Below are 22,136 nucleotides of genomic sequence, written 5' to 3'. Positions count from 1 at the left end.
CAGCCTGGAAACAACAAGCGACTCGGTGGGCCCTGGTGGTGCTCCTGATGGGGAGTGGGTCCCTTCCGCTCAGCGCTGCGGATGTGGATAGTGTCCGTCTGTGGCGCGCGCCGGACCACACGCGGTTGGTGTTCGATCTCAGCGGCCCGGTGGAGCACAAACTGTTTTCCCTGAGTTCGCCGAGCCGGGTGGTCGTGGACGTTGCCGATACCCGGCTCAAGGCCAGCCTGGACGATCTCGCGTTGGAGGATACCCCGATCCGGCGGGTTCGCAGTGCGCATCGCAGCGATGGCACCCTGCGGGTGGTGTTCGATCTCAAAGAGTCCGTGCGCCCCAAGAGCTTTCTGCTCAAGCGCCACGCCGGCACCAACGACCGGCTGGTAATCGATCTGCACGATCAGGGGAAAAGTCGGGCGGAAGCGCTCGCGGATAAAACCCCTGCCACAACCAGCGGCGATCGGAACGTTGTGATTGCCGTGGATGCCGGCCACGGGGGCGAGGATCCGGGGGCGATCGGTCCCGGCAAACTGTACGAGAAAAACGTGGTGTTTGATATCGCCAAGCGGTTGGTCCGGGAGCTCAATGGGAGTCCCGGCTATGAGGCCAAACTGGTGCGCACCGGCGACTATTATGTGCCTTTGCGGGAGCGACGCGATATCGCCCGTAAAATGCAGGCGGACCTGTTTGTATCGATTCATGCGGATGCCTTTACCCACCCGTCGGCCAATGGCAGCTCGGTGTTCGCCCTGTCGCGCAGCGGCGCCACCAGTGAGACCGCCCGGTTTCTGGCCGAGCGCGAAAACGAGGCCGACCTGATTGGCGGGGTGGGCAGTGTCAGCCTGGAAGACAAAGACGAAGTGCTGGCCGGTGTACTGGTGGACTTGTCCATGACCGCGACGCTCAACTCGAGTCTGATGGTAGGTAAGGAGGTGCTTGAGTCTATGAGCGGCATTTCCCGGTTGCACAAACCCCGGGTCGAGCAGGCCGGCTTCGCCGTGCTCAAATCGCCCGATGTGCCGTCCATTCTGGTGGAGACCGGTTTTATCTCCAATCCCGGTGAGGCGCGCAAACTGGCCACGGCCCAGTATCGCCAGCAGATGGCGGACCGCATCGGGCAGGGGGTACGGCGTTACTTCGAACGCCAGCCACCGGCCGGCACCTATCTTGCCAGCCGCCGTCAGGGCGGTGGAGATGCGCGGGAGTACACCATCAGTCGCGGGGACACTCTGAGCGCCATTGCCCGGCAGCACAACGTCAGTGTGGATGCCATCCGGCGGGAAAACGGCCTAAATGGTCACGTGATCCAGGTCGGACAGGTGCTGAAAATTCCATCGAGCTGAGGCTCGCGGCTGGCCCATGCCAGTCTTTAACCCTATTGAGAGTACATGTCCAGAATTCAATTGCTCAACCCGCGCCTCGCCAACCAGATCGCCGCCGGCGAGGTCGTGGAGCGCCCGTCATCGGTGATCAAGGAACTGCTGGAAAACAGTCTGGACGCGGGCGCGACCCGCGTTGAAGTGGACGTTGAGGATGGTGGCGTCAAGTTGATGCGAGTGCGCGACAACGGCGGTGGTATCGACAAATCCGATCTGCCTCTGGCCCTGAGTCGCCACGCCACCAGCAAAATTCGCGAGCTGGACGACCTCGAGGCGGTGGCGACTCTGGGGTTTCGCGGTGAGGCCCTGGCCAGTATCAGCTCTGTAGCGCGCCTGACCCTGACCAGCAATACCAGCGATGAGAGCGCCGGCTGGCAGGTCACCGCCGAAGGGCGCGATATGCAGGCCGAGCTGGCGCCGGCGGCCCACCCCAAAGGCACCACGGTGGAAGTACGGGATCTGTTTTTCAATACCCCCGCCCGGCGCAAATTCCTGCGCACGGAAAAGACCGAGTACAACCACCTGGACGATGTCATCAAGCGCCAGGCCCTGTCCCGGTTCGATGTCGCCTTCACCTTGCGCAACAATAACCGTGCGGTTTACAGCTGGCGTGAAGCCAGCACCCAAATTGAGCGCGAGCGCCGGGTGGCTCAGGTGTGCGGCCCGGCGTTTATGGAGCAGGCGCTGCACATTGATATCGAGCGCTCCGGACTGCGCCTGTGGGGGTGGGTGGCGCAACCGAGCTTCAATCGTAGCCAGGCGGATCTGCAGCATTTTTACGTCAACGGCCGGGCCATTCGTGACAAGCTGGTCGGGCACGCGGTCCGTCAGGCTTACCAGGACGTGCTCTATCACGGGCGCCACCCGGCGTTTGTGCTGTACCTGGAAGTGGACCCGTCCACCGTGGATGTCAACGTCCACCCGACCAAGCACGAAGTGCGCTTCCGGGACAACCGCCGGGTGCACGACTTCATTTTCAGCAGCCTGCACCATGCCCTGGCCCAGGTCCGCCCGGGGGATCGTCTGGAATCGGAGACCGATGCGCCCGAGCCAGCCCTGAGCGGAGCCGCTGCAGGCGAGTTTCGCCAGGCGCCTATGGGCCTGGCCGCCGCCAGTCACCCGGCCGGCGGGTATCAACCCCCTGGTGCGCCCGCCCCGGGCGCAGTCGCGGAGCAGATGCGCCAGTACGGCAGCCTGCATCAGCCGTTTAATGGCGGTGCCGGTTATCAGGGCCAGTACGGTGGGCCAGCGGTTTCATCGGCCCCCACGCCGATGCCGGAGTCTGAGGATGGCGAGGTGCCGCCGCTGGGCTATGCCATTGCCCAGCTCAAGGGCATTTACATTCTGGCGGAGAACGCCCAGGGGCTGATCATCGTCGATATGCACGCGGCCCACGAACGCATCACTTACGAGCGGATGAAGTCCGCCTTTGCCCAGGGTGGCCTGCAGACTCAGCCGCTGCTGGTGCCGGAGAGCATTGCGGTGAGTCAGAGGGAGGCGGACTGTGCCGAGGAGCACGCCGATACCTTCACTCAGTTGGGTTTTGAGTTGCAGCGCGCCGGCCCGGAGACGCTTCTGGTTCGCCAGGTGCCGGCACTGCTCAATCGCGCCCCGGTGGCGCAGTTGGTGCGGGATGTGCTCTCGGATCTGATCGAGTACGGCAGCAGTGAGCGGATTCAGCAGCGGATCAACGAGCTGCTCTCGACCATGGCCTGTCACGGCTCAGTGCGCGCCAACCGCCGCCTGACCATCCCGGAGATGAATGCCCTGTTGCGGGATATGGAGGCCACCGAGCGCAGCGGCCAGTGCAACCACGGCCGCCCCACCTGGGCCCTGCAGTCTCTGGACGAACTCGATAAGCTCTTTATGCGCGGGCAGTAGAGGGTTTCTGATGGGCGGTTTGGTGCGGGGTAGACCCTGTGGAGACCCGCCGTGGATACATCCCTGTAGGCTTCTCGTCGGCTCCCTGCCTCCGAGAGTCTCCACAGGGTCTACCCCGCACCAAACCGCGGTGCCATATTCACCTTGGGTGGCGTAGGGCGGATAAGGGCGCAGCCCGCATCCGCCGTTACCAAACCCCAAATTATCAACCGTGGGTTTTAAGGGTATTTACGGCGGATGCGCGCGTTGCGCTTATCCGCCCTACGCGAACCAGGATGCTGCTTCAGAGGGCCCGGCGTCGGGTAAATCCTCACTTCAGGGATGGATTCATCGCGTTTTGGAAATACGCAGCCACCAAAGCACGCGGCGACCTCGGAGGTCCGGATTGGGGTAGACCCTTCCCGGACCGTGGAGCGGGGGACCCGCGATGCGAGCCCCCAGGGGCCGCTCTGTGGCATCCATGCCATCGCGGCATTAGTGCATCCATGCACGTCATGGGTTCACGGCGTGTCCGGGAAGGGTCTACCCCAATCCGGACCGGACTCTCTACGAAGTACTAAAACACGGCGCCATAAACCATGACCAACCGCCAAAAAGTCATCTTCCTGATGGGCCCCACCGCCTCCGGTAAAACCGCCCTGGCCATGGCCCTGCGCGAGCATCTGCCGGTGGAGCTGATCAGTGTCGACTCCACCCTGGTCTATCGGGGCATGGATATTGGCACCGCCAAGCCCACCGCCGAAGAGCTCGCTCGGGCGCCGCACCGGTTGATTGATATCCGTGACCCCGCCGATCCCTACTCGGCGGCGGATTTTCGGGCCGACGCCGAGCGGGAAATTGCCGATATTCACGCCGCTGGCCGTATTCCGCTGCTGGTGGGCGGCACCATGCTTTATTTCAAAGCCCTGCTGGACGGTCTGGCGCCCATGCCTGAGGCGGATCCGTCGGTGCGCGCGGCCATTGAGCGAGAGGCCGCCGAGCACGGCTGGCCCCATATTCATGCGCAACTGGCCGAGGTGGACCCCGAAATGGCGGCCGAGATTCACCCCAACCACTCCCAGCGTCTCAGTCGTGCCCTGGAAGTCTACCGGGTCAGCGGCAAAACCATGACCGAGCTGCGCCTCGAGCAGCAGGCCCTGGCGGGTCCGGCGTTTACCGAGCGCTTTGACGTCACCCAGTTGGCCATATCTCCCCGTGATCGCAAGGTGCTGCATCAGCGTATACAGACCCGGTTTGAGCAGATGTTGGAACAGGGACTGATTGATGAGGTCAAAGCCCTGCGTGCCCGCGGCGACCTCCTGTCCAGCCTGCCGGCGATACGGGCGGTAGGCTACCGTCAAGTCTGGGAGTACCTGGACGCAGAGGAAGGGCCGGGGCCGACCATGAGACGGAGTGAGCTGTGTGAGCGGGGGGTGGTGGCGACGCGCCAACTGGCCAAGCGCCAGGTGACGTGGCTGCGGGGTTGGCCTTCACTCTCGTGGATTTACACGCAGGACGAGTCCGGTTCAGATCTCAACTTGCAAGAAATTGTTAAGAACACCTTGAATTCTATGGGTACTACGACCATATAATAGCGGTGTGAGAATCCTAGTCAGTTTTTCATGTTTTTCTGGCCGCCCCCTTTCCAGCTCCAGTGGGGAGGACTTAGGCGGATAAATTTCTATCTCGATAAGGAGAATAACCATGTCAAAAGGGCATAGTTTACAAGACCCTTACCTGAACGTACTGCGCAAAGAGCGTGTACCGGTATCCATTTACCTGGTAAACGGCATCAAGTTGCAGGGTCAGGTTGAATCGTTCGACCAGTTTGTTGTGCTGCTGAAGAACACTGTCAGCCAGATGGTCTACAAGCATGCCATTTCCACGGTTGTGCCCTCTCGCGCTGTGCGTGTTCCTCTGCTGAATCCGGCGGAAGGCGAAGGCGAGGAAGCACCGGCCGAGTAATCTGCCGCTGAGGTAACTACTTGTTTTTTGATCGTCCCGACTCCGGTGAACTGGCGGTGCTGGTTCACCTGGATCTCTCCCACGGCCAGGCGCCGGAAGACCCCCGAGAATTTGAAGAGCTGGTATTGTCTGCCGGTGGCGACCCGATCGCTCTGGTGGGTGGTCAGCGCGCGGCTCCCCATGCCAAATACTTTGTCGGCACCGGCAAGCTCGAAGAGCTGCAGGCGGTGGTGAAGGAAAATGGTGCGGAGCTGGTCATCTTCAACCACACACTCTCTCCCAGTCAGGAGCGTAACCTGGAGCAGGCACTCGAGTGCCGGGTTCTGGATCGTACCGGCCTGATTCTGGATATTTTTGCCCAGCGCGCCCGCACCTTTGAGGGCAAATTGCAGGTGGAATTGGCGCAGCTGCGTCATATGGCCACGCGCCTGGTGCGCGGCTGGACCCACCTGGAGCGCCAGAAAGGCGGTATCGGCCTGCGCGGCCCGGGTGAAACCCAGCTCGAAACCGACCGTCGACTGCTGCGCGGGCGGATTACCGCCATCGAGAAACGGCTGGCGAAGGTGCGCACCCAGCGTAATCAGGGGCGCCGGTCCCGCCAGCGCGCCGACATTCCCACGGTGTCCCTGGTGGGCTACACCAACGCCGGCAAATCCACGCTGTTCAACCAGATTACCGATGCCAAGGTGTTCGCAGAGAACCAACTGTTCGCCACCCTGGATCCGACCATGCGTCGGCTCGAAGTGCCCGATGTCGGTGCGCTGATTCTGGCCGATACGGTGGGTTTCATCAGCCATTTGCCGCACAAGCTGGTGCAGGCCTTCCGGGCGACCCTCGAAGAGGCCAGCAACTCCAGCCTGCTGCTCCACGTGATCGATGCGGCGGCGGAGGAGCGGATGCACAATATCGAGCAGGTCGAGGAGGTGCTGGCGGAAATCGGCGCGGCGGAACTGCCGGAATTGCGTGTCTACAACAAGATTGATCTGCTCGGGATGGAGCCCCGTATCGATCGTGATGACCAAGGCAAGCCGATCGCCGTGTGGCTGTCTGCCCGGACTGCGCAGGGCGTCGAGCTGTTGATGGAAGCCATCTCCGATGCTCTGGGGCGGGAGATGGTCGCCGGACGGTTGCAGCTCAAGCCCGAGCAGGGGCGCCTGCGGGCCAAGCTCTATCAACAGCAGGCGGTGGCCGACGAACAGCACGGCGAGGACGGTTCGGTGTTGCTGGAGGTACGGCTGCCCAAAAGTGATCTGATGCGTTTGCTCAGCGCCGAAAATCTGCGCTATGACGAGTTGCACTGGGCTGACGGAGACGATTCCGACCGAATTGCCTGTTAGAGCGGCGCCCGACTTTGCTAGAATCTCGCTCTTGCCGGAGCGATCTGCTTGACGGTACCCGAATACCCATTCCGCAGTGCTTGTCACTGGGGAAAGACGTTAATCGACGGAGAGTCAATATGGCCTGGAATGAACCGGGAGGCGGGGGTAAGGACCCCTGGGGCGGCGGCAATAACAGCGGCCCGCCGGATTTGGATGAAGCCTGGAAGAAATTTCGCGATCGCCTGAATGGCCTGTTCGGCGGTTCGGGCGGTGGCTCCGGTAGTGGCGGCGGCAATGCCGGCAGTGCCGCTCCTCTGGTGGGTATTGTGCTGCTGGTTGCGGCCGCGATCTACTTTGTGCTCGGCTTCTATGTCGTCGACGCCAGAGAGAGGGCTGTGGTTCTGCAGTTTGGGGCATTCCATGAGATCAAAGACCCTGGCCTGCGCTGGAACGCACCGCTGATCACCACAGTGTTTGTGGAAAACGTTACCGAGGAGCGCCAATACCCCTCGCGCGGGCTTATGCTCACCCAGGACGAGAGTATTGTCGAGCTGCCGATCACTGTTCAGTACAACGTCAACGATGTGAAGGCGTATGTTCTGAATGTCCGCGATCCAGAAAACAGTCTGCGTCAGGCTGCCGACAGCGCCTTGCGCCATGTGGTGGGTTCAAGCGAGCTCAACGAGGTCCTTTCAGGTGGTCGTAGCCAGATTGCGGAGGCCGTTCAGGAACGGCTACAAAACTACCTGAATAGCTATGGGACTGGCATTGATGTGCGTGAAGTCAATATTCAGGAAGCGCGTCCGCCAGAGGAGGTGCGGGACGCCTTTGACGATGTGATCAAGGCGAAAGAAGATGAAGAGCGCCTTAAGAATGAAGCGCAAGCCTACGCCAACTCGGTTATCCCGCAAGCTCGAGGTGAAGCACAACGGATGATTGAGGAGGCGGAAGCGTACCGCGCTCGTGTCGTGGCTGAGGCTGAGGGTGAGTCCCGGCGTTTCGAGCTGCTGATGGCCGAGTTTGACAAGGCGCCTGAAGTGACTCGCCGTCGACTCTATATTGATGCGGTTGAGGAGGTGTTCTCCAAGGCCAGCAAGGTTATGGTGGATGTTGAAGGCGGCAGCAACATGCTGTATCTGCCGCTTGACCGGTTGAACAATCGCCAGAGCGGAAATGCCTCTGGTAGTGCCGGGCAGAGCGGTATGTCGGCCGATACGCTGCGAGAAGTCACCGAACAGGTGACTCGAGAGCTGAATCGGCGGCCATCCAACACTGTGCGAACCGACTCTCGGGGGGATATTCGCTGATGTCCAACAAAGGTATCTTTACCCTGGTCTTGCTGGGCGTTCTGGTTTTGATCGGCGCCAACACCGTTTATATTGTGAATGAATTTGAACGGGCCGTGGTACTCCGCTTTGGTGCGGTGGTGAACCCCAACGTGCAACCTGGTGTGCATGTCAAGATTCCCTTTGCCGATCGCGTGCGCAAATTTGACGGCCGGATTCTGACGACAGATGCGCGCCCCGAAAGCTTTTACACGGTGGAAAATAAGCGTCTTATTGTAGATTCGTACGCCAAGTGGCGGATCAAGGACGTTGAGACCTACTACAAGGCCACCGGTGGTCAAGAGGAAATTGCTGACGCCCGTCTGGCCTCCCGGGTTGCTGATGGCCTTCGCAACGAGGTCGGTACTCGCACCTTGCATGAGGTAGTGTCAGGGGAGCGAGACGCATTGATGGAAGAGCTGACCACCGAAATGAATCAGACCGCCATGGCGTCGCTCGGGGTCGAGGTTCTGGATATTCGGGTCAAGCGTATTGATCTTCCCGACGACGTGAGTGAATCGGTGTTTGACCGTATGGCGGCAGACCGGGAAAAAGAGGCTCGAGAGTACCGGGCTACCGGTCGTGAGCAGGCAGAGGTTATTCGCGCTGATGCGGACCGTCAGCGTACGGTATTGCTGGCCAACGCCTATCGGGATGCTGAACTGTTGCGCGGCGACGGGGATGCCCAAGCGGCCGCCATCTACGCTCAGGCGTTTAATCAGAACCCGGACTTCTACGCGTTCGTGCGCAGCCTGAATGCCTACCGGAAAACCTTTGATGGTAGCGATGACCTGATGGTTGTGGACCCGTCGAGCGAGTTCTTCCAGTACCTGAAAGACGCCGAAGGCCAAAAATAGCCGGGCAATGGGCACCATTTGCCCGCAAAAAGTGCTAAAATCCTGCCGCCGGGCGCGTGAAGCGCCCGGTTTTTTGTGTCCGGTTTGGGAGTGGCCGCCATGTGGGAAGACCTCGCGCGCGCCTTCTGCCTGTTGCTGGTGATCGAGGGCATACTTCCGTTTCTGTACCCCCAGCGCTGGCGCCAGGCCGTGGCAACGCTGGCCAGGGTAGATGATCGCCGACTGCGCACCATGGGTCTGGTAAGCATGCTTATCGGGGCCGGCCTGCTGCTGTGGCTTCGTTAGACGTTGTCTCCCGGCCGGGACCATTGCGTACGCTGAATCCAACAACTGTTCGAGTCTGTTATGACCTATGCTGACCGCTGGCTGTTGCCCGACGGTGTTGAGGAAATTCTGCCTGCCGAGGCCGAGGCCATTGAGCAACTGCGCCGTCGCCTGGTAGACCTCTACCGCACCTGGGGTTACGACCTGGTGATTCCGCCGTTGCTGGAGTACACCGACTCCCTGCTGACCGGCCTGGGCCGAGATGTGGATCTGCTCACCTTCAAAGTGACCGATCAGCTCTCGGGCCGCACCCTGGGTATCCGCGCCGATATTACGCCGCAGACCGCCCGTATGGATGCCCACAGTTTTACACTGCCCGGCGCCAATCGCCTCTGCTACGCCGGCCATGTGGTTCACGCCAAACCCAAGAACCCCCTCGCCACCCGTACCCCCATTCAGGCCGGGGTCGAATTCTTTGGTGAGCCGGGCACTCGGGCCGATATCGAAGTGGTGTCGCTGCTGCTCGAATCCCTCACCCTGGCGGGGCTTCCGCGCCAGCACATCGACCTGGGGCATGTCGGTATTTATCGGGCCCTGGCCGATGCCGCCGATCTGAGCCAGACACAGGAAGATATCTTTTTCGACCTGCTGCAGCGCAAGGCCGTCACCGAAATTCGCGCTTGGGTCGCGGACAACCTGAATGGTTCGCCCCTGGCCGAGGTGTTCCTCGCGCTGCCGGGGCTTGCCGGCGATCGGTCCGTGCTGGATCGGGCTCGGGACTGTTTTGCCCAGTGCCCGCCCGCTGTGCTGGCGGCCGTGGATCAACTGGAACAGGTCGCCGACGTGGTGGCCGAGCGCTACCCGGCGGCGGAGCTTTACTTCGACCTCGGCGAAGTCCGCGGTTACCACTACCTGACCGGTCTGGTGTTCGCGGCCTTTGCGCCCGGTTATGGCAACCCGATCGCCAGTGGCGGCCGGTACGATCATATTGGTGAAGTCTTCGGCCGGGCTCGGCCCGCGACCGGGTTCGCGGTGGATATTTCCGCGATCAGCAAACTGGGGTTGATCGAGCGCCAGACTCCCGGTGGAATCTGGGCCGCCGATCAGGCCACGCCCGAGCAGTGGCAGGCCGTACAGGCGTTGCGGGCAAAAGGGGAGCGGGTGGTCTTCGGCGCCGAGCCAACACCGCCCGAGGAAGCGGGCTGTGACCGCCAACTGGTCCTGAAGGACGGACACTACCAGGTTATTCCTCTGGCCTGATCGGCCGGGGAGCACATTCAATGTTACAAAATGAGTTGCACAAACATGGGTAAGAACGTCGTGATTTTGGGCACCCAGTGGGGTGACGAAGGCAAGGGTAAGATCGTCGACCTGCTGACCGATCAGGTATCGCTGGTGGCCCGCTTCCAGGGCGGCCACAATGCCGGCCACACACTGGTGATCGACGGTGAAAAGACCGTTCTCCACCTGATCCCCTCCGGCATTTTGCGTGAAGGTGTCACCTGCCTGATCGGCAACGGTGTGGTGCTCTCCCCCGAGGCCCTGTTCAAGGAAATAGCCGAGCTGGAAGCCAAGAATGTGCCCGTGCGCAAGCGCCTGCGCCTGTCGCCGGCCTGCCCGCTGATTCTGCCCTACCACATTGCCCTGGACCAGGCCCGCGAGGCGGCCCGTGGCAACGCCAAGATTGGCACCACCGGCCGGGGTATTGGTCCGGCCTACGAAGACAAAGTGGCCCGCCGGGGCCTGCGCCTGGGCGATCTGTTGCATATGGACCGTTTTGCGACCAAGTTAAAAGAAGTGCTGGATTACCACAACTTCATGCTGACCAGTTATTACGGCGTGGATGCAGTGGATTATCAACAGGTGCTGGACACCTGCACCGCCTGGGCTGAAGAGCTGCGCCCGATGATCACTGACGTGACCGAGGCGCTGCACAGCGCCCGCGAGCGCGGCGAAGGCATTCTGTTCGAGGGGGCCCAGGGCTCTCTGCTGGACATCGACCACGGTACCTATCCGTTTGTGACTTCCTCCAACACCACCGCCGGTGGCACCGCCACGGGCTCCGGTTTTGGTCCCATGTACCTCGATTACGTGCTGGGCATCACCAAGGCCTACACCACCCGCGTCGGTTCCGGCCCTTTCCCCACCGAGCTCGACTGCGGTGTGGGCCAGCACCTGGGTGAAAAAGGGCACGAGTTCGGCGCGACCACGGGCCGCAAGCGCCGCTGTGGTTGGTTTGATGCGGTAGCGCTACATCACGTCAACCGGATCAACAGCGTCACCGGCCTGTGTCTGACCAAGCTGGATGTGTTGGACGGTCTGGACACAGTGAAGATTTGTGTGGAGTACCGTGACGCCGAGGGTAACCCGGTGGGTATTCCGTGCGATGCGGAAGGTTGGGAGGCCGTTGAGCCGGTATATGAGGAACTACCGGGTTGGCAGGAGTCGACCGTTGGTGCCAAGTCTCTGGATGAGCTGCCGGAAAACGCCCGCGCTTATATCCGCCGTCTGGAAGAGATTCTGAAGACGCCGGTAGACATCATCTCCACCGGCCCGGACCGCATCGAAACCATCGTCCTGCGCCACCCTTTCTCCGCTTAACCCCTCTGTCGCCCGGTCGCGCTTCGTCCTCTCCAGAGCGTCCGGGCCCGCTACCGGGTGACCTGTTTTCAAAACACATGAACCCATCCATGGGGCTCCCTCGCTTCTTCCCTGAAGCGAGGGTTTGAAAACAGGTCACCCGGTACCGTGCCCTCCGAGGTGTATTCACGTTCTGTGGCTGCAAGTTACTTCAGAGGGCTCGGTGTCAGGTAGGCCTTTTCGGAACCCTCGCTTCAGGGAAGAAGCGAGGGAGCTACAGGGATGTATTCATCGCGTTTCCGAAAAGGCCTACCTGATGCCGAGCCCGGACAGTCTGGAGGGGACAGACTGCTTGGTGAGTCCAGGCTCTTTGGAGAAGAAAAATAGTGAAAAGAGCTACCGATTGACATCCTTCATGATCGCCCGCTTCTGACGATTCCAATCGCGCTCCTTCTCCGTCTCGCGCTTATCGTGCTCCTGCTTACCTTTACCCAACGCCACCTCGCACTTCACCAAGTGCTTCTTCCAATACAGCGCCGTAGCCACCACCGTGTAGCCCTTCTGCTCCGCCGCCGCCTGCAGCTTCGCAATCTCCTTGCGCTTGAGCAGCAGTTTGCGAGTACGGGTCGGATCGGTCACAAAGTGAGTCGACGCCGTGGGCAACGGTGATATGTGGGCGCCGAGCAACCACGCCTCGCCGTTTTTGAACAGCACGTAGGTATCCGTCAGCTGCACCTTGCCCTGGCGCAGGCTCTTCACCTCCCAACCCTGCAGCGACAGGCCCGCCTCCACGCGATCCTGCAGCGCGAAATCAAACTTGGCCTTCTTGTTCAGGGCAATGGTATTGCCGCTGGGTTTCTTACCCTTCTTCTTACTCATCGAAATGATCAACCTTGCTCGGGGCGTGAATGTGCGGCGGGCATTATAAAGGCTTGAAGGCCTCTCTGTCTGCCCGGATGCGGGGGCGAACCCTGCACATTCCCGACAATTGCCGTTACAATGCCGCCTTTGTGCCCGCAAAAGCGGGTCGGCCGCGTGCGCCAGAGCGGCGCAAACCGACTATAGCCCGGAGCCAGCCATGGAACGCATCAAACAACACGCGATTTGGGGACATAAAGGCACCTTTGTCCTGGCCGCCACCGGTTCGGCGGTGGGGCTGGGCAACATCTGGAAGTTTCCCTACATTACCGGCGAAAACGGTGGTGGGGCCTTCGTGCTCATGTACCTGGTGTTTATCGCTCTGATCGGTGTGCCGGTGATGATTGCCGAGGTGGTGCTCGGGCGTCACGGTCGCGCCAATCCGGTGGATTCGGTCAGGAAAATGGCTCAGCAGAGCCGGGTGTCGCCCCACTGGAGTCTGATCGGGGCTCTCGGGGTATTGACCGCGTTTCTGATTCTGTCGTTCTACAGTGTGGTGGCCGGCTGGGCTCTGGATTACATGAGTACTGCGGTGCAGGGTGGTTTCAGTGGCTGGAACGGTGAGTCGGCCAGCGCCGCTTTTGATGCTCTGCTCGCGGACCCGGCGCGCCTGATGCTCTGGCAGACGGTGTTTATCGGGTTGACCGTGCTGGTGGTCGCCTTCGGGGTGACCCGCGGTCTGGAGACTGCGGTGCGGGTGCTGATGCCGTTGTTGTTTCTGTTGTTGTTGCTGTTGCTGGGCTACGCCGCCGTGGCGGGGGAGTTCGCCCAGGGGCTGCACTTCATGTTTGATTTCAACGTGTCGGACCTGTCCTGGCAGGGCGCATCGATTGCCCTCGGCCACGCGTTCTTTACCCTGAGTCTGGCCATGGGGGCGATCATGGCCTACGGCTCCTATATGCCCGGCAAGGCCTCCATCGGCAAGATGGTTCTGACGGTGGCGGTGCTGGATACGTTGGTGGCGCTGGTGGCGGGGCTGGCGATGTTCCCGATCGTGTTTGCCACCCCGGGCATTTCACCCGGCGACGGTCCCGGCCTGATGTTTGTCAGTCTGCCGGTGGCCTTTGGCAATATGCCCGGTGGGGTTATCTTTGGGGTAGCCTTCTTTGTGTTGGTGACCCTGGCCGCCTGGAGCTCCACCATCTCGCTGCTCGAGCCCTGTGTGGCCTATATCACGGAGCGCTTTGGGCTCAAGCGGTACACGGCGAACGGATTGATTGCCGGCAGTGCCTGGCTTCTGGGCATTGGATCGGTTCTGTCGTTCAATCACTGGGCCGACTTCACCGGTCTGTTCGGTATGAACGTGTTTGGATTTCTGGATTTTGTCACCCAGCGAGTGATGTTGCCGCTGGGCGGTTTGGCCATGGCGCTGTTCGTCGGCTGGGTGGCCCGTCGGGAGCTGCTGCGCCACGAGCTGCGTCAGGAGAGCGAGGGCCAGTTTGAGCTCTGGTTGACGCTCCTCAAATACCTTTGTCCGCCGGCGTTATTGCTGATTCTGATCGGCGGCTTCTGGGCCTGATGGCCGCGAATCAACGGGAGATGTTTTCTTGACCCATCGAGTAGAACGCAGTGCGCTGGTGAACTATTCACCCGCGCAGATGTTTGAGCTGGTAAACGATATCGAGGCCTATCCGGAGTACATGAGTGACTGCGTCGGCGCCGAGGTGTTGCGCCGGGGGGATGATTGGCTGGAGGCGCGCCTGGAGCTGCAGAAAGCGGGCATCAGCCAGAGCTTTGTCACGCACAACGTGCTGAAGGCGCCGGAGAGCATGACCATGAGTCTGGTGGATGGGCCCTTTTCCCGCCTGGAGGGTAAGTGGACCTTTGAGCCGGTGGGCGAGGGCTGCCGAGTACGCCTGGAGCTGGAGTTTGATATGCAGAACCGCCTGCTGAGCCTGGCGGTGGGTAAGTTTTTCGAGTCGGCGGCAAGTCAGCAGGTGGATGCGCTGTGCAGCCGTGCCCGACAGATCTATGGTGTTTAAGGGGCTGCAAAGATGGCAGATGGTGATTTGATTACCGTAGAAGTGGCCTATGCCCGGCCGGACCAACAGAAGATCATAGAGCTGTTGGTGGAGCCGGGTACCACGGCGTATCAGGCGGCTGAGCGCTCGGGTATTGTGAAAATGTTTCCGGAGATTGATCTGGACAGCGCCAAGATGGGCATCTTTGGTCAGGCGCTCGGAACCAAGGGGCTCAAGCCGCCACGGGAGCACGAGTTGCAGCCCGGGGATCGGGTTGAGATCTATCGACCGCTGATTTCAGATCCGAAAGAGGTGCGTCGCAAAAGGGCGCAGAAGAAACAGGCGGAATCCTGATCGCACGGAACCTCGTTGGTGAGGCTCCGGTGGTATTGACGGGCGGGGGTGGCCGAGGATCACATGGTGTTGGTGGGTAGTGGCGTCGCCTCGGTGTCATCGTTGACGTCTTCACCCGGTGTCGGCAGGGGGTCGCCCTCGATATTGGTCGGTACCAGCGGTGTCTCGTCCTCGTCGCTGCTTTCTTCGGGGCGGACCGCGCTGCCTTCATAGCGGGTCATCTGATCATTTTCAAAGTAGACCGTCAGATGGCGCTCGCGCAGGTTCTCGTCGCCGCGACTCAGGCTGTAGTGATAATCCCAGCGATCCTGGTTGAAACCATCTTCAAGCAGTGGGGTGCCTAGCACAAAGCGCACCTGACGCTTGGTCATGCCGGTTTCGAGCTGGTCGATCATCTCCTGAGTGATGATGTGTCCTTGCTGCACATAGATTTTGTGCACGCCGGGAAATTGGAAATAGGAGCAACCTGTCAAGCTGGCGAACAAGACGGCGACCAGTGAGAGTTTGCTGGCTATTTTCATATAAGGGCTTCCACTTGGCAAAATGAACGGGGATAATACCCGATTGACGCGAATACTGAGAAGGGTTTGGGGGTTAAATGGCCGAAGAAAATCAGGAACTGCGCAAAGCGGGGCTGAAAGTCACCCTGCCCCGGGTGAAGATTCTGCAAATGCTGGAGTCGTCCGAAAACCACCATATGAGCGCCGAAGATGTCTACAAGGCACTGATGGAGGCGGGTGACGATGTGGGCTTGGCCACCGTGTATCGGGTACTGACGCAATTTGAGAGTGCCGGTCTGGTGGAGCGCCACAACTTTGATGGTGGCCACTCGGTGTTTGAAATTGCTCGCGGTGAGCATCACGATCACATGGTCTGTATGGACTCAGGCGAGGTCATTGAGTTCCATAACGAAGAAATCGAGCGCCTGCAGCGGCAGATCGCCGAGCAGCACGGCTATGAATTGGTCGATCACAACCTGGTGTTGTACGTAAAGCCCAAGAAGTAGTCCTCGGCCATAAAGTGGCCGTAATGCCGGTGGCGGCACCCATGTGGTGCCGCGTGGTCCGGTCCTCTCAGGCCGCTCCCTCGGTCACCATCTCCCTGGCGTGAGCCAACGACTGTTCGGTCACCTTCATGCCGCCCAGCATGCGGGCAATCTCTTCGATTTTCTGCTCTCCCTCCAGGGTCACCAGCGTGGACTCCGCCGACTGCTTTTTCGCAGTCTTGGTGACCTGGAGATGCTGGTGGCTCTTGCTGGCTACCTGCGCCAGGTGGGTGACGCAGAGCACCTGACCGCCCTCGCCGAGTTGCCGTAGCAGGCGACCCACCACATCCCCGGTCGCGCCCCCGATACCGACATCCACCTCGTCGAACACCAGTGTCGGAATGGCCGAGGTGCGGGCGGTCACCACCTGAATGGCCAGGCTGACCCGAGACAGTTCGCCGCCGGAGGCGACTTTGTTCAGCGATCGGGCCGGCTGACCCGGGTTGGTGCTGATGATGAACTCAACCTCTTCCAGACCCTGAGGGCCGGGCTTGTCCTCCAGCGACGCCAGGCTGACCTCCAGGCGGGCATTCGGCATGGCCAGATCACTCAGCTGCTGGTTGACTGCCTTGGCCAGCTTGCTGCCGGCGCTCTGCCGGGCTTTGGACAGGGCGCTGGCGCCCTTGCGATAGTCGGCTTCGGCGGCCTGCATCTGCTGCTCCAGCTCATCGAGCCGCTCGTCGCCGCCCTGAAGCTGGGCCAGCTCATCGCCCAGGTCAGCGAACAGCTGGGGCAGCTGTTCGGGCCCGATACGGTGCTTGCGGGCGACGTCATAAATCGCGCTCAAGCGCTCCTCGACCTCGCGCAGCCGCTCCGGGTCGAGATTGAAACCGTCGATATGATGCTCCACCTCGCGCTGGGCCTCGTCGACCTGAATCTGGGCGCTGGTGAGCAGCTGTTCCGCCTCCTGCAGGGCGGCGGACTTCTCGGGCATGTCCCGCAGCAGGTGCAAGGCCCGGTGCATCAGGACGCTCAACCCCTGGTCATCATCGCCGCACAGGGCCGACAGTTCGTGGCTGGCACGCAATATATCCTCGGCGTGGGCGAGGCTGCGCTGCTCCGCTTCCAGCTCGTCCAGCTCACCCTCTTTCAGGTCCAGTTGCTCCAGCTCCTGCACCTGATAGCTCAACAGCTGATAGCGGGCGCTGACTTCTTCGGCGTTATCGCGCAGGGCTTCAAAGTCGCGTTTGCAGCTATGCCAGTGTCGGTACGCCTGGCGCACCTTTCCCGCCAGCTCGCTCTGGCCGGCGTATTCATCCAGCAGGTGCCGGTGGGTTTCTTTGCGCAGCAGGGACTGATGCTCGTGCTGGCTGTGGATATCGATCAGCATCTCCCCGAGGGTTCTCAGTTGCTGCAGAGTGACGGGGTGGCCGTTGATAAAGGCCTTGGAGCGGCCCTCGGCGGTAATCACCCGTCGCAGCAGGCACTCACTGGGGGCGTCCTCCTGGAGAAGCTCCTGAGCTTCCAGCCACTGGCGGGCGGCCGGTATCCGCTGGGTATCGAAGGTGGCGTGGATATCCGCCTTGCGGGCCCCGGCCCGGACCCGCTGTCCGTCCGCTCGGTCGCCCAGCGTCTGTCCGAGCGCGTCCAGAACGATGGATTTACCGGCACCGGTTTCCCCGGTGATGGCGGTCATGCCGGGCCTGAGATCCAGATCCAGCTGGTCTACCAGGGTGAAATGGCGAATGCTGAGATGCGTAAGCATGGTGACCCTCACGGAGCGAGAGAAAATAATCTGTGTTTTTATACAGTAAAACACAGGGTTCGGCCAGAGGGCCAGCAGGAAAATCTGATCGGGCCCTGTTTTGGCCCCTTGAATCCTTCCGCCAAAGCCCCATATAGGCTCCACGTTCTTATTCTGCAGCTCCCGGCTGCCAAGGTAAATGACAACGGAGATCAGTGTGGCTAACCAAGAAAATCGCGACGCTCAAGAGTACGAAGAGGTGGCAGCAGAAACCGGGTCGGCCGATACCGACACCCGTGCCGCTCAGGAAAATGCCGCTCAGGAAGAGGGGGCCGGGGAGGCGTCTGTCGAGGCCCTGCAGGCCAAGGTGGAATCCCTGAACGCCGCTATGGAAGCGGCCAAAGAACAGGTGCTGCGCTCCCAGGCTGAAGCCCAGAATGCCCGTCGCCGGGCCGAGCAGGATGTCGAGAAGGCACACAAGTTCGGCCAGGAGAAGCTGCTGCAGGACCTCTTGCCGGTGGTGGACAACCTGGAGCGGGCGCTCTCGACCATGGATACCGACAATCCCGAGCTGAAGGCGGTGGTTGAAGGTATTCAACTGACGCACAAGTCGTTTATCGATGTGTTGGCCAAGCACCAGGTGGTGCCCGTCAATCCGCAGGGCGAACCCTTTGATCCGGAGCTGCATCAGGCCATGACCATGGTGGCCAACCCCGATGTTGAGCCCAACACCGTGATCGACGTGTTCCAGAAGGGTTATACCCTGCACGGTCGCCTGGTCCGTCCGGCGATGGTGGTGGTGTCCAAGGCGGCGGATGCGTGATGGATGGCCGGCAGCCTTAAATTGCCGGCATAAAGGCCTTGAAAAGTATCGAACAGGGCCAATATAGGAAGTAACTGATTGCGAAAGCGGACTCCGGGGTCGGAGCCGCAGACACACACCGAGGCGCGCGAGCTGACCCTTCGCGTTTCGACAGAACATCTTTAGGAGATTTTCATGAGTAAGATCATCGGTATTGACCTGGGTACCACCAACTCCTGTGTATCCGTAATGGAAGGCGGCAAGCCCAAGGTAATCGAAAACGCCGAGGGTGATCGCACAACCCCGTCCATCGTGGCCTTTACCAATGATGGCGAAATCCTCGTTGGCCAGAGCGCCAAGCGCCAGGCCGTGACCAACCCCCACAACACCCTGTATGCGGTCAAGCGCCTGATCGGCCGCAAGTTCAAGGATGATGTGGTTCAGAAAGACATCAAAATGGTGCCTTACAAGATCGTCGCCGCCGATAATGGTGACGCTTGGGTTGAAGTGAAGGACGAAAAGAAAGCACCGCCGCAGATTTCCGCTGAAGTGCTGAAGAAGATGAAGAAAACCGCCGAGGATTACCTGGGCGAGAAGGTCACCGAAGCGGTGATTACCGTTCCGGCCTACTTCAACGACTCCCAGCGTCAGGCGACCAAAGATGCCGGCAAGATTGCTGGCCTGGACGTGAAGCGCATCATCAACGAGCCGACCGCGGCGGCGCTGGCCTACGGTATGGACCAGCAGAAAGGCGACCGCACCATCGCGGTATATGACCTCGGTGGCGGTACCTTTGATATCTCCATCATCGAAATCGCCGATGTCGATGGCGAGCACCAGTTTGAAGTGCTGTCCACCAACGGTGACACCTTCCTCGGTGGTGAGGACTTTGACCTGCGCCTGATCGACTACCTGGCCGATGAATTCAAGAAAGAGCAGGGAATTGACCTGCACAACGATCCGCTGGCTCTGCAGCGCCTGAAAGAGGCGGCCGAGAAAGCCAAGATCGAACTGTCTTCCAGCCAGCAGACCGAAGTGAATCTGCCGTACATTACCGCCGACAACACCGGTCCCAAGCACCTGGTAGTGAAGCTCACCCGGGCCAAGCTTGAATCTCTGGTGGAGGAGCTGGTAACCCGCTCACTCGAGCCGGTGAAGATGGCCATCAAAGACGCCGGCGTATCCGTCAGCGACATCAGCGATGTGATTCTGGTCGGTGGCCAGACCCGTATGCCGATGGTGCAGAAAGCGGTGGCTGACTTCTTCGGTAAGGATCCGCGCAAAGACGTGAACCCGGACGAAGCGGTAGCAGTCGGCGCAGCCATTCAGGGCGCGGTACTGGCCGGTGACGTGAAAGACGTATTGCTGCTCGACGTGACGCCGCTGACCCTGGGTATTGAAACCATGGGTGGTGTGGCCACGCCGCTGATTGAGAAAAACACCACGATTCCGACCAAGAAATCGCAGATTTTCTCAACCGCGGAAGACAACCAGACGGCTGTGACCATTCACGTGGTTCAGGGCGAACGCAAGCAGGCGGCGCAGAACAAGTCCCTGGGTCGTTTCGACCTGGCCGACATTCCGCCGGCAACCCGCGGTATGCCGCAGATTGAAGTGACCTTCGATCTGGATGCCAACGGTATTCTGAACGTGAGCGCCAAAGACAAGGCCACTGGCAAAGAGCAGTCCATCGTGATCAAGGCCTCTTCCGGTCTGTCGGATGACGAGATCGAGAAGATGGTGAAGGACGCCGAAGCCAATGCGGAAGCGGACAAGAAGTTTGCCGAGACCGTTACCGCGCGCAACACGCTGGAAGGGCTGATCCACGCCACTCAGAAAACGCTGAAAGACGCCGGTGACAAGGCGACCGACGAAGAGAAGTCGGCCATTGAAGCGGCGATCGCCGAGGCTGAAGAAGCCGTCAAGGGCGAAGACAAGGACGCGATGGAAGCGGCGACCAACAAGCTGACCGAAGCCTCCAGCTCTCTGGCACAGAAGCTCTATGCCGAGCAGCAGGGCCAGGGCGGCGCGGAAGCCGGTGCGGACCAGCAGGAGGCTCCGAAAGACGACGACGGCGCCGTGGATGCCGAGTTCGAAGAAGTGAAGGATGACGAGAAGAAGTAATTCCGCTTCTCCAATCCTTGAAAGACGGTAGCAACAAATGCGGGCATGCCCGCATTTGTTGTGTCTGTAGTAACTGACCAAAAAGCGACTGTAGCATGGCAAAACGCGACTATTACGAAGTGCTGGGCGTCTCCCGGGACGTGTCCGCCGCTGATTTGAAAAAAGCCTATCGTCGAGTGGCGATGAAACATCACCCGGACCGCAATCCGGGGGACGAAGAGGCGGAGAACAAGTTCAAAGAGGCGAGTGAGGCCTACGAGGTCCTGTCCGACGCGCAGAAGCGTTCTGCCTACGATCAATTTGGCCATGCCGGTGTCGATCAGAGTGCCGGCATGGGCGGTGGCGCCGGAGCCGGTGGTTTCGGCAGCTTCAGTGATATTTTCGGCGATGTGTTCGGCGATATTTTTGGCGGGGGTGGTCGCGGCCGCGGAGGCCCGAGTCGAGGCGCCGACCTGCGCTACAACCTTGAGTTGAGTCTGGAAGATGCCGTCAGAGGCACCAATGTCCAGATCAAGGTGCCGACCCTGGTGGCCTGTGATACCTGTGAGGGCAGCGGGGCCAAAAAGGGCACTTCGCCCAAAACCTGTACCACCTGTGGCGGCATCGGCCAGGTGCGTATGCAGCAGGGCTTTTTCTCGGTGCAGCAGGCCTGCCCGACCTGTCGTGGCAAGGGCAGCATCATCACCGACCCTTGCGGCAGCTGTCACGGCCAGGGCCGGGTCGAGCAGACCAAAAAACTGTCGGTCAAGGTGCCCGCCGGTGTCGATACGGGAGACCGCATCCGCCTGTCCGGTGAGGGTGAGGCCGGGGCCGAAGGTGGTCCAGCGGGCGATCTGTACGTCGAAGTGCACGTCAAACCGCACGAGATTTTTCAGCGCGACGGGGCCGACCTGTACTGCGAAGTCCCCGTGGATTTTGTCGACGCGGCGCTCGGTGGAGAGCTGGAAGTGCCCACCCTTGATGGTCGGGTCAAGCTCAAAGTGCCCGCTGAAACCCAGACCGGCAAGTTGTTCCGGCTGCGCAGCAAGGGCGTGACCCCGGTGCGCGGTGGCGCCCGTGGCGACCTGATGTGCCGTGTCGTGGTCGAGACGCCGGTGGATCTGACCGGCAAGCAGAAAGAGCTGCTGAAGGAGTTCCAGGCCACCATGAAAGGCGGCAAGAACTCGCCCCGGCAGAGCAGCTGGTTTGACGGTATGAAGAACTTCTTCGGCGATATGAAAATCTGATGCTGAAACCTGTGTCGGGTTACGCGCTTTGCGCTAACCTGTGAGGGGTAACGGCGGATGCGCCTTCGGCTTATCCGCCCTACGCGACCCACCCGTAGGTCGGGTTAGCGCGCAGCGCGTAACCCGACACACAGTAACCCGACACATATAGCACTTCCGTACTTCCTCCCCCCTTTGCTCGTCCCGTCGCAACCCTTTATTTTGGGGTTTACTATATAAAAAGCAATTCTCTGTTGAAAATCCCGCTCTTTAGTGGTCGAATCGACATTAACCCGTTTATTATCGTATCTTTACCGGCGCAGCTCGGGTTCCGTGGTAGAGATATGGCGCCGGTGATGCCATAATCGCCCAACCACATTTGCTGACAGCGCTGTCGTGAAGCGATGACGACACGGCAATCTATTGTGGGTACTGGCTCGGTCCCGCTTCGCGAGAAGTGGTTTGCCGGTACCCGGTTGATAATCCACCAAACCGAT

Annotated in this window: 20 protein-coding genes; 17 read left to right on the top strand and 3 right to left on the bottom strand. The window is 60.6% G+C overall.

Features of this window, described 5'->3' with window-relative positions; genetic code table 11:
- Positions 1–47 precede the first annotated feature (47 nt).
- The 10 genes from N645_RS0108815 (at position 48) to N645_RS0108770 (ending at position 11,567) form a co-directional block, all read left to right on the top strand.
- Entirely contained in the window at positions 48–1,340 is a 1,293-nt protein-coding gene (locus N645_RS0108815; protein ID WP_051174444.1) for an N-acetylmuramoyl-L-alanine amidase, read from the top strand.
- A gap of 45 nt (positions 1,341–1,385) precedes the next feature.
- Positions 1,386–3,257, top strand: a complete 1,872-nt coding sequence (mutL, locus tag N645_RS0108810; protein WP_024461142.1) for a DNA mismatch repair endonuclease MutL — start codon at positions 1,386–1,388, stop codon at positions 3,255–3,257.
- A 578-nt stretch (positions 3,258–3,835) separates the two neighbouring features.
- A complete protein-coding gene (gene miaA, locus N645_RS0108805; protein WP_024461141.1) occupies positions 3,836–4,828 on the top strand; it encodes a tRNA (adenosine(37)-N6)-dimethylallyltransferase MiaA in 993 nt (330 codons plus the stop codon).
- Positions 4,829–4,940: 112 nt separating this feature from the next.
- Positions 4,941–5,201 (top strand): RNA chaperone Hfq, encoded by a 261-nt coding sequence (gene hfq, locus N645_RS0108800; protein ID WP_024461140.1) that lies wholly within the window; start codon positions 4,941–4,943, stop codon positions 5,199–5,201.
- A 20-nt stretch (positions 5,202–5,221) separates the two neighbouring features.
- Entirely contained in the window at positions 5,222–6,538 is a 1,317-nt protein-coding gene (gene hflX, locus N645_RS0108795) for a ribosome rescue GTPase HflX (RefSeq protein WP_024461139.1), read from the top strand.
- Positions 6,539–6,657: 119 nt separating this feature from the next.
- Positions 6,658–7,827 (top strand): FtsH protease activity modulator HflK, encoded by a 1,170-nt coding sequence (gene hflK / locus N645_RS0108790; RefSeq protein WP_024461138.1) that lies wholly within the window; start codon positions 6,658–6,660, stop codon positions 7,825–7,827.
- Complete coding sequence (gene hflC / locus N645_RS0108785; RefSeq protein WP_024461137.1) at positions 7,827–8,702, top strand: protease modulator HflC; 876 nt, start codon at positions 7,827–7,829, stop codon at positions 8,700–8,702. Before hflK ends, hflC begins: the two co-directional genes overlap by 1 nt.
- Positions 8,703–8,801: 99 nt before the next feature.
- Positions 8,802–8,987 (top strand): DUF2065 domain-containing protein, encoded by a 186-nt coding sequence (locus N645_RS0108780; RefSeq protein ID WP_024461136.1) that lies wholly within the window; start codon positions 8,802–8,804, stop codon positions 8,985–8,987.
- A 60-nt stretch (positions 8,988–9,047) separates the two neighbouring features.
- The gene (locus N645_RS0108775; protein WP_024461135.1) at positions 9,048–10,226 is read left to right on the top strand and encodes an ATP phosphoribosyltransferase regulatory subunit; all 1,179 of its coding nucleotides are present in this window, start codon (positions 9,048–9,050) and stop codon (positions 10,224–10,226) included.
- A 45-nt stretch (positions 10,227–10,271) separates the two neighbouring features.
- A complete protein-coding gene (locus tag N645_RS0108770) occupies positions 10,272–11,567 on the top strand; it encodes an adenylosuccinate synthase (protein WP_024461134.1) in 1,296 nt (431 codons plus the stop codon).
- A 375-nt stretch (positions 11,568–11,942) separates the two neighbouring features.
- Here N645_RS0108770 and smpB read toward each other — a convergent pair whose 3' ends face one another.
- Positions 11,943–12,425, bottom strand: coding sequence for an SsrA-binding protein SmpB (gene smpB / locus N645_RS0108765; protein ID WP_024461133.1), 483 nt, complete (start codon positions 12,423–12,425; stop codon positions 11,943–11,945).
- Positions 12,426–12,624: 199 nt separating this feature from the next.
- On the opposite strand from smpB, the gene N645_RS0108760 reads away from it, so the two are divergent.
- The 3 genes from N645_RS0108760 to N645_RS0108750 are packed head-to-tail and all read left to right on the top strand — an operon-like array spanning position 12,625 to position 14,779.
- A complete protein-coding gene (locus N645_RS0108760) occupies positions 12,625–13,983 on the top strand; it encodes a sodium-dependent transporter (protein ID WP_024461132.1) in 1,359 nt (452 codons plus the stop codon).
- Between the two features lie 28 nt (positions 13,984–14,011).
- The gene (locus N645_RS0108755; RefSeq protein WP_024461131.1) at positions 14,012–14,446 is read left to right on the top strand and encodes a type II toxin-antitoxin system RatA family toxin; all 435 of its coding nucleotides are present in this window, start codon (positions 14,012–14,014) and stop codon (positions 14,444–14,446) included.
- A gap of 12 nt (positions 14,447–14,458) precedes the next feature.
- Positions 14,459–14,779 (top strand): RnfH family protein, encoded by a 321-nt coding sequence (locus tag N645_RS0108750; RefSeq protein ID WP_024461130.1) that lies wholly within the window; start codon positions 14,459–14,461, stop codon positions 14,777–14,779.
- Between the two features lie 59 nt (positions 14,780–14,838).
- Here N645_RS0108750 and N645_RS16835 read toward each other — a convergent pair whose 3' ends face one another.
- Positions 14,839–15,300 (bottom strand): outer membrane protein assembly factor BamE, encoded by a 462-nt coding sequence (locus N645_RS16835; protein ID WP_024461129.1) that lies wholly within the window; start codon positions 15,298–15,300, stop codon positions 14,839–14,841.
- Between the two features lie 77 nt (positions 15,301–15,377).
- On the opposite strand from N645_RS16835, the gene fur reads away from it, so the two are divergent.
- Positions 15,378–15,785 carry a ferric iron uptake transcriptional regulator gene (fur, locus tag N645_RS0108740; protein ID WP_024461128.1) on the top strand — a complete coding sequence of 136 codons (408 nt, stop codon included), beginning with the start codon at positions 15,378–15,380 and terminating at the stop codon, positions 15,783–15,785.
- Between the two features lie 67 nt (positions 15,786–15,852).
- Here fur and recN read toward each other — a convergent pair whose 3' ends face one another.
- On the bottom strand, positions 15,853–17,529 hold the full coding sequence (gene recN, locus N645_RS0108735) for a DNA repair protein RecN (protein ID WP_024461127.1): 1,677 nt from the start codon (positions 17,527–17,529) through the stop codon (positions 15,853–15,855).
- Between the two features lie 178 nt (positions 17,530–17,707).
- On the opposite strand from recN, the gene grpE reads away from it, so the two are divergent.
- From grpE to dnaJ, 3 genes are all read left to right on the top strand, one after another.
- The gene (gene grpE, locus N645_RS0108730; protein WP_036160724.1) at positions 17,708–18,331 is read left to right on the top strand and encodes a nucleotide exchange factor GrpE; all 624 of its coding nucleotides are present in this window, start codon (positions 17,708–17,710) and stop codon (positions 18,329–18,331) included.
- 174 nt (positions 18,332–18,505) lie between these two features.
- On the top strand, positions 18,506–20,434 hold the full coding sequence (dnaK, locus tag N645_RS0108725; RefSeq protein WP_024461125.1) for a molecular chaperone DnaK: 1,929 nt from the start codon (positions 18,506–18,508) through the stop codon (positions 20,432–20,434).
- A 95-nt stretch (positions 20,435–20,529) separates the two neighbouring features.
- On the top strand, positions 20,530–21,660 hold the full coding sequence (dnaJ, locus tag N645_RS0108720) for a molecular chaperone DnaJ (protein WP_024461124.1): 1,131 nt from the start codon (positions 20,530–20,532) through the stop codon (positions 21,658–21,660).
- Positions 21,661–22,136 lie beyond the last annotated feature (476 nt).

Origin of the sequence: Marinimicrobium sp. LS-A18 (assembly GCF_000463525.1) — a bacterium.
GTDB classification, from domain to species: Bacteria; Pseudomonadota; Gammaproteobacteria; order Pseudomonadales; family Cellvibrionaceae; genus Marinimicrobium; species Marinimicrobium koreense.
Note: the sequence above shows the minus strand (reverse complement) of the source record. Positions and strands in the feature narration are given on the sequence as shown.